Origin of the sequence: Klebsiella sp. JB_Kp042 (genome assembly GCF_040065275.1) — a bacterium.
GTDB classification, from domain to species: Bacteria; Pseudomonadota; Gammaproteobacteria; order Enterobacterales; family Enterobacteriaceae; genus Klebsiella; species Klebsiella quasipneumoniae.
The window spans coordinates 1-15086 of record NZ_JBEAJL010000089.1 but is presented as its reverse complement, the minus strand read 5'-3'; the positions used below and the strand labels follow the sequence as shown (position 1 = coordinate 15086).

Below are 15086 nucleotides of genomic sequence, written 5' to 3'. Positions count from 1 at the left end.
AACCACAATGCCATGAAGGGGCGCAGTCTAGCAGATTTTGTGACAGGCCGCATAAAATCTGCAAAAGAATGCCGCCCCTGGCTGGCGGGGGGAAGAAGGCCGCTGAGGGCGCTCAGCGGCCAGGCGGGTCGCCGCAGCGCGGTTAACGCAGACGATACTTAATTTTTTCAACGATCTTCGCGGTGGAGATGCCGTAGCGATCGTGGAGGGTCGGCAGCGCGCCGGCTAACAGGAACGCGTCAGGCAGCCCTACGGTATCCAGCTCGCAGCGAACCCCATTGCGCATCAGCAGGGCGGCCACCGCCTCTCCTAACCCGCCGACCGCGGTGTGGTTTTCGGCGGTGACCACCAGGCGACCCGGCTTCGACGCCTGTTCAATAATCGCTTGTTCATCCAGCGGTTTGATGGTCGGCACGTGCAGGACCGCCACGCTGATATTATCGTCCCGCAGCTTTTCAACCGCCTCCAGCGCGCGCATGGTCATTAGCCCGGAGGAGATAATCAACACGTCGTTGCCGTCCTCCAGCAGCTTCGCTTTGCCCAGTTCGAACTGATAGTCGTATTTATCCAGCACCAGCGGCACCTTCCCGCGAAGCAGGCGCATATAAACCGGGCCATGATGATCGGCAATGGCCGGTACCGCCTGCTCAATCTCCAGCGCATCGCAGGGATCGACGATGACCATTCCAGGGATACCACGCATGATCGCCAGATCTTCGGTGGCCTGATGACTGGGGCCATAGCCGGTCGTCAGGCCCGGTAGCGCCGCGCAAATCTTGACGTTCAGATGCTCTTCAGCGATCACCTGATGAATAAAATCATAGGCGCGACGGGTCGCAAAGGCGGCATAGGTGGTGGCGAAGGGAATAAATCCCTCCTTCGCCATGCCTCCCGCCGCCGCCATCAGCAGTTGCTCCGCCATTCCCATCTGGAAAAAGCGATCCGGGAAGGCCTGGGCGAAAATATGCAGGTCAGTATATTTTGACAGGTCCGCGGTCATACCGACGATCGCCGGGCGCTGCGCCGCGAGTTTCGACAGCGCGACGCCGAAGGGCGCAGAGACGGTGGCCTGGCCTTCATCGGCAATCGAAGCGATCATCGCCGACGTTTTTAAACGGGGTTTACTCTGGCTCATTACAGCACTCCTTCCGGTTTGTTAGCGTCCAGCACCGCAATCGCTTTTTGCCATTCGTCGGCATCGACGCGAATAAAATGGTTCTTATCGCGGGTTTCGAGGAACGGCACCCCTTTGCCCATCAGCGTGTCGCATAAAATGACCCGCGGCTGGTTGCCGGAATAACTTTTCGCGTTGTCAAAGGCGGCCATCACCGCCGACAGATCGTTACCGTCCACGCGCTGCACGTACCAGCCGAAGGCGGCCCATTTATCCTGCAGCGGCTCAAAGCCGAGGATTTTGCGTGAATCGCCGTCGGCCTGCTGTTTGTTGACGTCGACAAGGTTAATCAGGTTGGTCAGGCCATAGTGAGCCGCCGACATCGCCGCTTCCCAGGTCGAACCTTCATCCAGCTCCCCATCGGACATCGAGTTATAGACCCAGGCCTTGCTCTGTTTCTGCCGCAGGCCGAGCGCCATGCCGACGGCGATAGACAGCCCCTGCCCCAGCGAGCCGCCGGACATCTCCATCCCCGGGGTGTAGGTCGCCATGCCGGACATCGGCAGGCGGCTGTCGTCGGAGCCGTAGGTTTCCAGTTCCGCTTCCGGAATAATGCCCGCCTCCAGCAACGCGGCATAATAAGCGATAGCGTAATGGCCATGAGAAAGCAGGAAGCGATCGCGCCCCTCCCACTCAGGATCTTCCGGGCGATAGGTCATGGCGTAACTGAAGGCGGTAGCCAGCACATCGGCATACCCCAGCGCCTGGCCAATATAGCCCTGCCCCTGAACTTCCACCATTTGCAGGGCATAGCGGCGGATACGCCACGCCGCCGCGGCGACTTTTTGTGATTCGGTGATGTTCATCTCTGTGCCTCGCTTAGTGAATTAACATGCCGCCGTTAACGTCCAGGGTGATACCGGTGGAGTAGGAAGAGAGGTCGCTGCCGAGGAACAGCGCGGCGCGGGCGATGTCCACCGCGTCGCCGAGGCGGTTCATCGGAATGCCGGCAAGAATATTGGCCGTCATGTCGTCCGTCAGCTTGCCGGCGGTAATGTCGGTCTGAATTAGCCCCGGGGTGATGCAGTTAACGCGGACGTTGTCCGGGCCAAGCTCGCGCGCCATCGCCCGCGCCAGGCCGAGCACGCCGGCTTTTGCCGCGCTGTAGTGCGGACCGCCGAAAATACCGCCGCCGCGCTGGGCGGAAACGGACGAGATGCAGACGATGCTGCCGGATTTTTGCGACCGCATCGTGGGGATCACCGCCTGTGACATCAGCAGCGTGCCGCGCAGGCTGACATCGAGCACCGCGTCATAGTTGGCGCGCTTGATGTCCATTAGCTTCAGCGGCTGGGTGATCCCGGCGTTATTGACCAGCACATCGACCCGGCCGTATTTCGCCAGAATCTGTTCGATGGCCGCCTGCACCTGCACTTCGTCGGCGACGTTCGCCGCCAGGCCGAGATGGCCTTCGCCCAGCGCCGCCGCGGCGGTTTTACTGGCTTCGCCATTGAGGTCGATAATGACCACTTTCGCGCCGTTTTCGGCGAATAATTTCGCGGCCGCAAAACCCAAACCGCGTGCGGAGGCCGCGCCAGTAATAATGGCGACTTTATCTTTTAATAACATAGTTTCACTCCATGACATTACGTCATATTAATTAACAGGTTCTATTTTCGTTATTGTGGCTCATCGAGGAAAAGAATCACCACCAAACCGATTGCGGCGCAGATACCAAAATAGGTAAAGACAGAATTAAAGCTCCCCGTTTTATCCAGTAAGAAACCGGCCACCATCGGCGCCACAAATCCGCCGAGGTTGCCGCCGCTATTAATAATGGAAGAGGCGATCGGATAGGTTTTGCTGTCCGAAACGGCCATACCGTAGGCGGTAAAAGCCGGCCAGCCGATATTCAAACAGAAACCGACAAAGAATAAACCAATACAGACCGCCAGACTGCTTGCCGGTATATTCAGCATAATTAACATCATGACTACGGTTGATACCGCTGTGAATATCATGGTTGGTTTACGCCGGCGGCCTAATAATTTATCCGAAATCCATCCTCCGCCAATCGCGCCAATAAAGCCGCCGATGCACGGCATACTGGCCACGAAGCCCATACTCATCACATCGAAACCGCGCTCTTTCACTAAATACAGCGGGATCCAGGTTAATAATCCATATAACACGCTGACCATCATAAAATATGCGAGGCAGTCTCCGAGAATATTTTTTGAGGTAAATAATTCCTTCGCCGTATCCACAGGCGGCATTTTTTTCACCCGGATAATTTTATCCAGCCAGGTGAAGCGATCGGCGATTAATATATTTTCACGTACACCGTCATTATGATGGCTGTCCCGCCCGGCATTAATCTCTGCCAGTTCGCTTTGAGATACGAATCCGCTTTCCGCGGGCTTTGACTTCACCAACAGGTACCACGCTATCGCTGCTACGATCCCGGGAATAGCAAAGGAGAAAAAGACCCACCGCCAGCCCCAGGTCACCGCAATCCACACCGCCAGCGGCGGCACGATAATCGGGGCAAACATGGTCGCCGCGATGTAAACGCCGGTTGCCGTGGCTTTCTCTTTCGGCGGAAACCAGTTGTTTATCGTCGACGCCAGCCCCACCGGGCAGGGACCTTCGCTTAGTCCCAAGCCCAGCCGCACCAGCTTCAGGCCAAATACGGAGCTCACCGTGCCCATCAGCCAGGTAAAAGCGGAGAAGCCGAAAATAGATAGCGAAACCAGCCCTCGAGTGCCGCGTCTGGCGATGAAAAAGCCGGCCGGGATCTGGCTGACCGCATAGCCGAGGAAAAACATACTGGCAATCGCTCCGGCCTCAAAATTATTGATATGAAATTCATCAATGATAAACGGCAGTACCGCGCCGATATTCGTTCTGTCGGCGTAATTGATGGCATACACCAGGAAAATCATCGTCAAAACCACATAACGATATTTTGTTTTCCTGGCGTCAGTACAGACCAGCGTATCTATACGTGACATAGGGTTTCCTCATCTTATACCTCATCCACTTCGCCGTAGGTTGCCGCCTGGGTTCGCCGCGTTTCACGCGCCCTGGCGCAACAAGAGAGACATGTCTTTTCGCACAGCGAAACAGGTGGTTAGGTGTTTTATTATTGCGACCCAAGCGCATCGCAGTTTGTGATCAGGCCTGTGAGGGGAATATAACAACCCAAAAATGAAAAGGTATTCAAAAAAGCTCAATTATGATTGAGAAAAATTGAGTTAGTGACTCCCCGCAAATTTTAGCGTTTACTGAGAGGGGCGATTTTAACGAGATAAATTGTTAAGCCCATCACAAATTAAAAGGTTATTTTCGCTTTTCCCTATGCTGTTCATCACGGCTGCGCCACGCTGTTCGCCATTTTCTTTTATTCGCGCCCCGCGCAGGATGCCGCCATGAGTCAACCGCTGCCCAATAAAAATCTGCCGATGCCCTCTTTACGCAATATCCAGGCTTTTATTGAAGTCGCCGCAACCGGCAGCCTCAACCTGGCCGCAGAGAACCTCAACATTACCGCCTCGGCGGTCAGCCACCAGATAGCCAGTCTGGAGCACTTGCTGGGAAAAAAACTGTTCTCCCGCAGCAGCAAAGGCGTGATGTTAACCGCAGTGGGAGAAAAATATCTCAAAGAGGTCTCCGGAGCGCTGAATATGATTGGCCAGGCCACCAGCCAGGTGATCAACGATATTCATCAGGATTATTTACGTATTCACTCAGCGCCGAGCTTCGGCCTGCTGTGGCTGATGCCGCGGCTGGATAAATTCCGTCAGGCGTGGCCGGAGCTAAAAATTAGCCTGACCTGCTCTTACGAAAGCATTCAGTTCTCCCGGGATAATATTGATATCGATATTCGCCACGGGCTGTCGCAGTGGCCGACGCTGCTGGTCAGGACCATTAAAAATGAGTGCGTCCTTCCCTACAGCGCCTCCTCTTATTTAGCCCGCCATGCGGTTCGCGCCCCGGAAGATCTGCTGGCCTGCGATCTGATCCATTCCGACAGCACCTTAATTAACTGGAGCAACTGGCTGTCGTGGCACAAGGTCCGCGGCTGGCACAAAAACTTTATCTTTAATTTCGACCGGTCGTACATGAGCATCGAGGCGGCCCGAATGGGGATGGGGGTGATCCTGGAAAGCAATCTGCTGGCCGGCGGCCACGTGCGTCAGGGGCAGCTGACGCCGGTGTTTGCCGACGAGCGGAGTATGCCGGTCGGCGCGCACCACTTCGTCCTTCCCCACGCCAATGAACAGAAGGAAAAGGTCCAGCGCTTCTTCGCCTGGGTCGCCGGGGAGCTACAGGAAGACGGTTTTCATATTTAGTCCTGGCAGGTGGACAAACCGCCAGTCGGCGCCTAAAGTTAATCAATCGATTGATTAATTTTTTCAGAGCGCGATGACCAGTAAAGGCGAACAGGCAAAAAGCCAGCTTATCGCGGCCGCTATCGCCCAGTTTGGCGAGTACGGCCAGCATGCCACCACCCGCGATATCGCCGCCCAGGCCGGGCAGAATATCGCCGCTATCACCTACTATTTTGGCTCGAAAGACGACCTGTATCTCGCCTGCGGCCAGTGGATCGCCGATTTTATCGGTGACAATTTTCGCCCGCACGCCGAAGCGGCGGAGGCCCTGCTCGCCGGAGAGTCGCCGGATCGCCAGGCGATCCGCGCCCTCATCCTCAGCGCCTGCCATAACATGATCCTGCTGCTGACCCAGGATGATACGGTCAACTTGAGCAAATTTATTTCCCGGGAACAGCTGGCGCCCACCGCCGCGTACCATCTGATCCACCAGCAGGTGATCGCCCCCCTGCACCACTATCTCACCCGGCTGATCGCCGCCTGGACGGGTCGCGATGCCGGTGATACGCAAATGATCCTCCATACCCACGCCCTGCTGGGCGAGGTGCTCGCTTTCCGTCTCGGGCGTGAAACCATCCTGCTGCGCACCGGCTGGACGCAGTTTGACGCGCAAAAAACCGAACAGATTTTTGAGGTCATTACCTGTCATATCGATTTCATTCTGCATGGGTTATCGCAAAGGAGTTTGGGCTGATGAAAAAACCCGTCGTCGTCATTCTGCTGATCGTGATTCTTCTCGCCGCGCTGGGCGGCGGCTGGTGGTGGTACCAGAGCAGCCGGCAGCAGCCGCTGACTCTGTATGGCAATGTCGATATCCGCACCGTCAATATGAGCTTCCGCGTCGGCGGCAGACTGGCCTCGCTGACCGTCGACGAAGGCGACAGCATCCGCGCCGGGCAAACCCTCGGCGAGCTTGACCGTGCCCCCTATGAAAACGCCCTGCTGCAGGCGCAGGCCAACGTCTCCACCGCCCAGGCGCAGTATGACCTAATGATGGCCGGCTACCGCTCGGAAGAGATTGCCCAGGCCGCGGCGGCAGTGAATCAGGCGCAGGCCGCTTACGACTACGCGCAAAACTTTTATCAGCGCCAGCTGGGTTTACGCGCCAGCAGCGCCATTTCCGCCAACGATCTGGAGAACGCCCGCTCCTCGCGCGACCAGGCGCAGGCAACGCTGAAGTCAGCGCAGGATAAACTGCGTCAATACCGCGCAGGCAATCGTCCGCAGGAGATAGCCCAGGCCAAAGCCAGCCTCGAACAGGCGCAGGCGGCGCTGGCCCAGGCTAAACTGGACCTGCACGATACCGTGCTGACCGCCCCTTCCGACGGCACGCTGATGACCCGCGCCGTCGAGCCCGGCACTATGCTCAACGCCGGCGGCACCGTGCTAACCCTCTCCCTGACCCATCCAGTATGGGTCCGCGCCTACGTTGACGAGAAAAACCTCGGCCAGGCGCAGCCGGGACAAGCAGTGCTGCTCTATACCGACAGCCGGCCGGATAAGCCCTATCACGGCAAAATCGGCTTTGTCTCGCCGAGCGCTGAGTTCACGCCGAAGACTGTCGAGACGCCGGATCTGCGCACCGATCTGGTCTACCGTCTGCGCATCGTGGTAACCGACGCCGACGGCGCGCTGCGCCAGGGGATGCCGGTGACCGTCTCCTTTGACAACGGGAACGGACATGAGTGAGGCCGTCATCGCCTTAAACGGCCTGAGCCGCCGTTTCCCCGGGATGGACAGGCCAGCGGTGGCCCCGCTGACCTGTACGATCCGCGCCGGCTACGTCACGGGGCTGGTGGGCCCCGACGGCGCAGGGAAAACCACCCTCATGCGGATGCTCGCCGGGTTGCTTAAGCCTGATGAGGGCAGCGCCAGGGTGATTGGCTTTGATCCGCTAAAAGACGACAGCGCTCTGCACGCGGTGCTCGGCTATATGCCGCAGAAGTTCGGCCTGTATGAAGATCTGACGGTGATGGAAAACCTCACCCTGTACGCCGATCTGCGCAGCGTCACCGGCGAGGCGCGGAAGAAAATTTTCGACCGCCTGCTGGAATTCACCGCCCTTGGCCCGTTCACCGGGCGGCTGGCGGGCAAGCTCTCCGGCGGCATGAAGCAAAAGCTGGGGCTCGCCTGTACCCTGGTGGGTGACCCGAAGGTGCTGCTGCTGGATGAGCCCGGCGTCGGCGTCGATCCGATCTCTCGCCGCGAGCTATGGCAGATGGTGCACGAGCTGGCCGGCGACGGCATGCTGATCCTGTGGAGCACCTCTTATCTCGATGAAGCCGAGCAGTGTCGCGATGTGCTGCTGATGAACGAAGGTAAACTGCTCTATCAAGGAGAGCCGACGGCCCTGACACAAACCATGGCCGGGCGCAGCTTTCTGGTCTCCAGCCCGCAGGAGAACAACCGCCGCCTGCTGCAGCGGGCGCTGAAGCTGCCGCAGGTTAGCGACGGCGTGATTCAGGGCAAATCGGTGCGTCTGATCCTGAAAAAGGAGGCGCGCATCGATGAGGTTCAGCAACATGACGATATGCCGTCGCTGCAGGTGACCGACACCGCGCCGCGCTTTGAAGACGCCTTTATCGACCTGCTCGGCGGCGCCGGGACCGCCGAATCGCCGCTGGGGGCGATTATCCATCGCGTTGACGGCAGCAAAGACGAAACGGTGATTGAGGCGCAGTCGCTGACTAAAAAATTTGGCGATTTCGCCGCCACCGACCACGTCGATTTCCAGGTCAAGCGCGGCGAGATCTTCGGCCTGCTCGGCCCCAACGGCGCAGGGAAATCCACCACCTTCAAAATGATGTGCGGCCTGCTGGTGCCCACCTCCGGCAAAGCGCTGGTGCTGGGGATGGATCTCAAGGTCAGCTCCGGCAAGGCGCGTCAGCATCTGGGCTATATGGCGCAAAAATTTTCGCTGTACGGCAACCTCAGCGTAGAGCAGAACCTGCGCTTTTTCTCCGGGGTCTACGGCCTGCGTGGCCGGGCGCAAAATGACAAAATTGCCCGTATGAGCGATGCCTTCGGTCTGAACAGCATCGCCCGCCACGCTGCCGACGAGCTGCCGCTCGGCTATAAGCAGCGGCTGGCGCTGGCCTGCTCCTTGATGCATGAACCCGACATTCTTTTTCTCGACGAACCCACCTCCGGGGTCGATCCCCTCACCCGTCGCGAGTTTTGGCTGCATATCAACAGCATGGTGGATAAAGGGGTGACGGTGATGGTCACCACTCACTTTATGGATGAGGCGGAGTATTGCGACCGCATTGGGCTGGTCTATCACGGCAAGCTTATCGCCAGCGGCACCCCGGACGCGCTGAAGGCCCAGGCGGCGGATGACAACCAGACGGACCCGACCATGGAGCAGGCGTTTATTACCCTGATTAACCGTTGGGATAAGGAGAATGGCCATGAGCAGTAATCTCCTCTCCTGGCGGCGGGTCCGCGCCCTGTGCGTCAAAGAGACCCGGCAGATCGTCCGCGATCCCAGCAGCTGGCTGATTGCGGTGGTGATCCCTCTGCTGCTGCTGTTTATCTTCGGCTACGGCATTAATCTCGACTCCAGTAAGCTGCGGGTGGGGGTTCTGCTGGAGCAGCAGAGCGAAGAGGCGCTGGACTTCGTGCATACCATGACCGGCTCGCCTTATATCGACGCCACGGTCAGCGATAATCGCCAGCAGCTGATTCAAATGATGCAGGCCGGGCGCATCCGCGCCATGGTGGTCATTCCCGTCGACTTTGACCGCCAGATGGCGCGCCCCGGCGCCGACGCGCCAATTCAGTTGATTACCGACGGCAGCGAGCCCAATACCGCTAACTTCGCCCAGGGCTACGTGGAGGGTATCTGGCAGATCTGGCAGCAGCAGCGGGCGGAAGATCGCGGCGAGACCTTTGAACCGCTGATCGACGTGCAGATGCGCTACTGGTTTAACCCGGCGGCCATCAGCCAGCACTTTATTATCCCCGGGGCAATCACCATTATCATGACCGTGGTCGGCGCCATATTGACCTCGCTGGTGGTGGCCCGCGAATGGGAGCGCGGCACCATGGAGGCGCTGCTGTCGACGGAGATCACCCGCGCTGAACTGCTGCTGTGCAAGCTCATCCCCTACTACTTCCTCGGCATGCTGGCGATGCTGCTGTGTATGCTGGTGTCGGTGTTTATTCTCGGCGTCCCCTATCGCGGTTCGCTGCCGATCCTGTTTGTCATCACCAGTCTGTTTTTGCTCAGTACCCTGGGGATGGGACTGCTGATCTCGACGATCACCCGCAACCAGTTTAACGCCGCGCAGGTGGCGCTGAACGCCGCCTTTTTACCGTCGATAATGCTGTCCGGGTTTATTTTCCAGATAGACAGCATGCCGGCGGTGATCCGCGCGGTGACCTATGTGATCCCGGCGCGCTATTTCGTCAACACCCTGCAAAGCCTGTTTCTGGCGGGCAATATTCCGGTGGTGCTGCTGGTGAATGTGCTGTTTTTGATTGCTTCGGCGGTGATGTTTATCGGCCTGACGTGGCTGAAAACCAAACGGCGTCTGGATTAGGTTTTGCCCGGTGGCGCTGCGCTGACCGGGCCTACGGTTTAACCAACATCGATTATACGGTTCGCCGATCCCGTGGGCCGGGCGTACGCAGTGCCGCCCGGCGTTGTTGAATGGGCCAAAGGAGCTATTATGTTTCACCGTTTATGGACATTGATCCGCAAAGAGCTGCAGTCGCTGCTGCGCGAACCGCAGACGCGGGCGATTTTAATCATGCCCGTGCTGATTCAGGTGCTGCTGTTTCCCTTTGCCGCGACGCTGGAGGTGACCAACGCCACCATCGCCATCTATAACGAGGACAGCGGTCGCCACGCGGTGGAACTCACTCAGCGCTTTGCCCGCGCCAAAGCCTTTACCCACGTCCTGCTGCTGAAAAGCCCGCAGGCGATCCAGCCGACCATCGATGAACAAAAAGCCCTGCTGGTGGTGCGCTTCCCGGCGGATTTCTCACGCAACCTCGACAACTATCAAACCGCCCCGCTGCAGCTCCTGCTCGACGGGCGCAACTCCAACAGCGCGCAAATCGCCGCCAACTATCTGCAGCAGGTCGTGAAAAATTACCAGCAGGAACTGCTGGAGGACAAAGCGAAGCCGAACAATAGCGAACTGGTGGTGCGCAACTGGTATAACCCGAATCTCGACTACAAGTGGTTCGTGGTGCCGTCGCTCATCGCCATGATCACCACCATCGGGGTGATGATCGTCACCTCGCTGTCGGTGGCCCGCGAGCGCGAGCAGGGCACCCTCGATCAGTTGCTGGTCTCGCCTCTCGCCACCTGGCAAATCTTTGTTGGTAAAGCGGTGCCGGCGCTGATCGTCGCCACCCTGCAGGCGACTATCGTGCTGGCGATTGGTATCTGGGCCTATCAGATCCCGTTTGCCGGCTCGCTGCTGCTGTTCTATTTCACCATGGTGATTTACGGTCTATCGCTGGTGGGCTTTGGCTTATTGATCTCATCGCTGTGCGCCACGCAGCAGCAGGCGTTTATCGGCGTGTTCGTCTTTATGATGCCGGCGATTCTTCTCTCCGGCTACGTTTCACCGGTGGAAAACATGCCGCAGTGGCTGCAGGATCTGACCTGGATAAACCCGATCCGCCACTTTACCGATATCACCAAGCAAATTTATCTGAAGGATGCGAGTCTGGAGATTGTGTGGGGAAGTTTGTGGCCGCTACTGGTCATAGCGGCCACCACCGGCTCAGCGGCGTATGCGATGTTCCGAAGAAAGATTGCGTAATTTTTTATCTTTCGCCAGCAGCGAGACCACCGCCGGGCCTGCCAGTATCACCAGCCCGGCGAGGGCCAGCAGCAGGTTGTTGTGCAGCACGCGCGACAGCAGCCACAGCGCTATCATGGCGGCGCCGAAGTACCAGGTGGTGGTGAGCTCCTCAAGGAAGTCTCCCACATCGCGCCAGCGCGCCTCGTGATGACGCTGCAGAAACAGCATCGCCAGCAGCGTGACGCTGTAGAGGACGCACAGCCCTAATCCGACGCGCACCAGCGCGCCGCTCATCCATCCCATCACCAGCACTGCCACGACCAGTAGATGCAACATAATCTGCCAGCAACTAAGACCTGTTGCGACGCGTACACGTTGTTGCCACTTCATGGCTTCTCTCCTGAAGGATTTTTCTCTGCTACTCAGAGTACCGCACTTTACGGAAAATTCCGTAACACCGCATCTTTTTGTGACGTCTACTACACTATTTTATTCAGGAAAGTGACATTTACTGGAGAATTATGGCTGAGCCAACGTCGGGATTTTCGTTGAACGTGCTGACAATTAACACCCATAAAGGCTTTACGGCGTTTAATCGGCGTTTTATTTTGCCCGAGCTGCGCGAAGCCGTTCGCAGCGTCAGCGCTGACATAGTTTGCCTGCAGGAAGTGATGGGCGCTCACGAAGTTCACCCGCTGCATATCGAAAACTGGCCAGATACGACCCATTACGAATTTCTCGCCGACACCATGTGGAGCGACTACGCCTATGGGCGCAACGCGGTCTATCCGGAAGGTCACCATGGCAATGCCGTGCTGTCGCGCTTCCCGATTGAATACTATGAGAATCGCGATATCTCGGTCGGCAACGGGGAGAAACGCGGCCTGCTGTACTGCCGCATCGTGCCGCCTCAGAGCGGCGTCACGATTCACGTCATTTGCGTTCATCTCGGACTGCGTGCCGACCAGCGGCAGGCGCAGCTGGGGATGCTGACGGAATGGGTCAACACCCTGCCCGCCGGCGAGCCGGTGGTGGTGGCCGGGGATTTTAACGACTGGCGTCAGCAGGCTAACCAGCCGTTAAAAGCCCAGGCGGGGCTGGAAGAGATTTTTACCCGCGCCCGCGGACGCCCGGCGCGCACCTTTCCGGTCAGTTTTCCGCTGCTGCGCCTCGATCGCATTTACGTCAAGAACGCCCACGCCAGCCGCCCGAAGGCGCTGGCCCTCAAACAGTGGCGGCATTTGTCCGATCATGCACCCCTTAGCGTGGAGATTCATTTGTGAAATGTCGTTGGCAGGAAGGCAACCGCATTACGCTACTGGAGAACGGCGACCAGTACTATCCGGCGCTGTTTGCGGCCATCGGTCGCGCCAGCCGGCGGGTGATCCTCGAATCCTTTATCTGGTTTGAAGATGAGGTCGGCCGGCGGCTGCACGCGGTTCTGCTGAAGGCCGCCCGCCGCGGCATCCAGGTGGAAGTGCTGCTTGACGGCTACGGCTCGCCGGATCTTAGCGATGAGTTTGTCGGCGAACTGACCGCCGCCGGGGTGATTTTCCGCTATTACGATCCGCGCCCTAAGCTGATGGGAATGCGCACTAACCTGTTCCGTCGCATGCACCGTAAAATCGTGGTGATCGACGACACCACCGCCTTTGTCGGCGGCATTAACTACTCCGCCGAACATATGAGCGACTATGGCCCGGAGGCGAAGCAGGATTACACGGTGCAGGTCGAGGGGCCGGTGGTGCTCGATATTCTGCAGTTCGAACTGGAGAATCTGCCCAACAGCGAAACCACCCGCCGCTGGTGGCGCCGTCGTCGCCATCAGCCGGAGATCAACCAGACCCCCGGCGAGGCGCAGGCGCTGTTCGTCTGGCGCGATAATCAGGATCACCGCGACGATATCGAACGCCACTACCTGAAGATGCTGACCAGCGCCCGCCGGGAGGTGATAATCGCGAACGCCTATTTTTTCCCCGGCTACCGTCTGCTGCATGCGATGCGCAATGCCGCGCGGCGCGGGGTGCGGGTGAAGCTGATCGTCCAGGGCGAACCGGATATTCCAATTGTGAAATTTGGCGCCCACCTGCTCTATCACTACCTCGTCAAAGGCGGCGTGCAGATCTACGAATATCGCCGCCGTCCGCTGCATGGCAAAGTCGCCCTGGCGGACGACCACTGGGCCACCGTCGGGTCGAGCAACCTGGACCCGCTCAGCCTGTCGCTGAATCTGGAAGCCAATCTGATCATCCACGACCGGGTGTTTAACCAGACGCTGCGCGATAACCTTAACGGGCTTATCGCCCGGGATTGCCAGCGGATCGATAAAGCAATGCTGCCGAAACGCAACTGGTGGCGGCTGGGGGTGAGCGTGATGGCCTTCCACTTTCTGCGCCACTTTCCGGCGTGGGTCGGCTGGCTGCCGGCCCATACTCCGCGGCTGGCCAGGGTTAGCCCGCCGGTGCAGCCGGAGATTGAAACGCAGGATCGCGTCGAGTCACCTACCAGGGATAATCCACTATGAGCAAATCGCACCCGCGCTGGCGGATGGCAAAAAGAGTGCTGACCGTGCTCTTTTTTATCGCCGTGATCGTCCTGCTGGTCATTTACGCGCAGAAGGTCGACTGGCAGGAAGTGTGGAAGGTGATCCGCGGCTACGATCGGCTGGCCTTGTTCAGCGCCATTGCGCTGGTCATCGTCAGCTATCTGATCTACGGCTGCTACGATCTGCTTGGCCGCGCCTGGTGCGGACACAAGCTAGCGAAACGCCAGGTAATGCTGGTGTCGTTTATCTGCTATGCCTTCAACCTGACCCTCAGCACCTGGGTCGGCGGCATCGGCATGCGCTACCGGCTGTACTCTCGGCTGGGGCTGAACAATAGCACCATCACCCGTATTTTTTCCTTAAGCATCACCACCAACTGGCTGGGCTATATCCTGCTCGGTGGGGTGATCTTTACGGCGGATCTGGTGAAGCTGCCGTCGCACTGGTACATCAGCCAGACCACCCTGCGGATTATCGGCGGAGCGATGCTATTTCTCACGCTGTGCTATCTCTTCGGCTGCGCGTTCGCCAAACGCCGTCACCTGACGATCAAAGGCCAGCGGCTGGTGCTGCCCTCCTGGCGATTCGCGCTGCTGCAGATGGGGGTCTCGGCGGCGAACTGGATGGCGATGGGGGCGATCATCTGGCTGCTGTTGGGCAGCGAGATTAACTATTTCCTGGTATTGGGAGTGCTGCTGGTGAGCAGTATCGCCGGGGTGATTATCCACATCCCGGCCGGGATTGGCGTGCTGGAGGCGGTGTTTATCGCCATGCTCTCCGGGGAAGAGATTTCGAAGGGGGCGATCATCGCCGCCCTCCTCGCCTGGCGCGCGCTCTATTATTTCCTGCCGCTGCTGCTGGCGACGGTGGCCTATCTGCTGCTGGAGAGTCGGGCGAAAAAGCTGCGGCAAAAGAACCAGCGCAAGCTGGCCCGCGAGTGAAATCGCCCGGCGGCGCTGCGCTTGCGCGGGCCTACGGGGTGTGAGCCTGTGAGGGGGGTCCTCCAGGCCGGGTAAGGCGCAGCCGTCACCCGGCAACATCACGGGTACTGCGCCTGACGTCTCGCCCGGCGGCGCTGCGCTTGCATGGGCCTGAACGCCAGCCGGACTGTTTCCGGGAGAGGGGAAGCACTGCCGTGGGGTTGTTTATGTTATCGGTGGCTTCAGCGTAGTATGCGCTCCCGGCTAGTCTTCTGCGTTATGTCTCTTACGGCGCGGGGAGCGCACAGGGGGCGGCCAGTCGCCGCCGCCCCCTGTACCCCCGGGCTCCGG

General features: G+C 58.8%; 15 protein-coding genes. 9 read left to right on the top strand and 6 right to left on the bottom strand.

All coding sequences use genetic code 11. From position 1 onward, the window contains the following. Positions 1-142: 142 nt before the first annotated feature. The 5 genes from ABLV54_RS16395 to ABLV54_RS16375 form a co-directional block, all read right to left on the bottom strand. The gene (locus ABLV54_RS16395) at positions 143-1135 is read right to left on the bottom strand and encodes a transketolase family protein (RefSeq protein ID WP_050532951.1); all 993 of its coding nucleotides are present in this window, start codon (positions 1133-1135) and stop codon (positions 143-145) included. Next, a complete protein-coding gene (locus tag ABLV54_RS16390; RefSeq protein WP_348814194.1) occupies positions 1135-1980 on the bottom strand; it encodes a transketolase in 846 nt (281 codons plus the stop codon). Before ABLV54_RS16390 ends, ABLV54_RS16395 begins: the two co-directional genes overlap by 1 nt. 13 nt (positions 1981-1993) lie before the next feature. Next, positions 1994-2743: a glucose 1-dehydrogenase gene (locus ABLV54_RS16385; protein WP_044521813.1), complete on the bottom strand. Its 750-nt coding sequence runs from the start codon at positions 2741-2743 to the stop codon at positions 1994-1996. 50 nt (positions 2744-2793) lie between these two features. Continuing rightward, positions 2794-4128, bottom strand: coding sequence for an MFS transporter (locus tag ABLV54_RS16380; RefSeq protein ID WP_050532952.1), 1335 nt, complete (start codon positions 4126-4128; stop codon positions 2794-2796). A gap of 288 nt (positions 4129-4416) precedes the next feature. Beyond that, the gene (locus tag ABLV54_RS16375) at positions 4417-4554 is read right to left on the bottom strand and encodes a hypothetical protein (protein WP_032428692.1); all 138 of its coding nucleotides are present in this window, start codon (positions 4552-4554) and stop codon (positions 4417-4419) included. Here ABLV54_RS16375 and ABLV54_RS16370 point away from each other — a divergent pair. The 6 genes from ABLV54_RS16370 (at position 4546) to ABLV54_RS16345 (ending at position 11288) form a co-directional block, all read left to right on the top strand. Next, positions 4546-5469, top strand: coding sequence for a LysR substrate-binding domain-containing protein (locus ABLV54_RS16370; RefSeq protein WP_044521808.1), 924 nt, complete (start codon positions 4546-4548; stop codon positions 5467-5469). The two genes, ABLV54_RS16375 and ABLV54_RS16370, sit on opposite strands and share 9 nt — an antisense overlap. 73 nt (positions 5470-5542) lie before the next feature. Beyond that, the gene (gene cecR, locus ABLV54_RS16365) at positions 5543-6202 is read left to right on the top strand and encodes a transcriptional regulator CecR (protein WP_023288932.1); all 660 of its coding nucleotides are present in this window, start codon (positions 5543-5545) and stop codon (positions 6200-6202) included. Further along, positions 6202-7197 (top strand): secretion protein HlyD, encoded by a 996-nt coding sequence (gene hlyD, locus ABLV54_RS16360; RefSeq protein WP_023288931.1) that lies wholly within the window; start codon positions 6202-6204, stop codon positions 7195-7197. The genes cecR and hlyD overlap by 1 nt, the downstream gene beginning before the upstream one ends. Further along, a complete protein-coding gene (locus ABLV54_RS16355) occupies positions 7190-8929 on the top strand; it encodes an ATP-binding cassette domain-containing protein (RefSeq protein ID WP_023288930.1) in 1740 nt (579 codons plus the stop codon). Before hlyD ends, ABLV54_RS16355 begins: the two co-directional genes overlap by 8 nt. Continuing rightward, on the top strand, positions 8919-10052 hold the full coding sequence (locus tag ABLV54_RS16350; RefSeq protein WP_050532953.1) for an ABC transporter permease: 1134 nt from the start codon (positions 8919-8921) through the stop codon (positions 10050-10052). Before ABLV54_RS16355 ends, ABLV54_RS16350 begins: the two co-directional genes overlap by 11 nt. A 129-nt stretch (positions 10053-10181) precedes the next feature. Further along, a complete protein-coding gene (locus tag ABLV54_RS16345) occupies positions 10182-11288 on the top strand; it encodes an ABC transporter permease (protein WP_023288928.1) in 1107 nt (368 codons plus the stop codon). Here the strand turns inward: ABLV54_RS16345 and ABLV54_RS16340 are convergent. Next, positions 11250-11660 (bottom strand): YbhQ family protein, encoded by a 411-nt coding sequence (locus ABLV54_RS16340; protein ID WP_012542390.1) that lies wholly within the window; start codon positions 11658-11660, stop codon positions 11250-11252. The genes ABLV54_RS16345 and ABLV54_RS16340 overlap by 39 nt on opposite strands. Before the next feature lie 131 nt (positions 11661-11791). Here ABLV54_RS16340 and ABLV54_RS16335 point away from each other — a divergent pair, with 131 nt between their 5' ends. The 3 genes from ABLV54_RS16335 to ABLV54_RS16325 are packed head-to-tail and all read left to right on the top strand — an operon-like array spanning position 11792 to position 14756. Continuing rightward, the gene (locus tag ABLV54_RS16335) at positions 11792-12553 is read left to right on the top strand and encodes an endonuclease/exonuclease/phosphatase family protein (RefSeq protein ID WP_023288927.1); all 762 of its coding nucleotides are present in this window, start codon (positions 11792-11794) and stop codon (positions 12551-12553) included. Further along, positions 12550-13794 carry a cardiolipin synthase ClsB gene (clsB, locus tag ABLV54_RS16330; protein ID WP_032455208.1) on the top strand — a complete coding sequence of 415 codons (1245 nt, stop codon included), beginning with the start codon at positions 12550-12552 and terminating at the stop codon, positions 13792-13794. Before ABLV54_RS16335 ends, clsB begins: the two co-directional genes overlap by 4 nt. Beyond that, positions 13791-14756, top strand: coding sequence for a lysylphosphatidylglycerol synthase domain-containing protein (locus tag ABLV54_RS16325; RefSeq protein WP_023288925.1), 966 nt, complete (start codon positions 13791-13793; stop codon positions 14754-14756). The genes clsB and ABLV54_RS16325 overlap by 4 nt, the downstream gene beginning before the upstream one ends. Positions 14757-15086 lie beyond the last annotated feature (330 nt).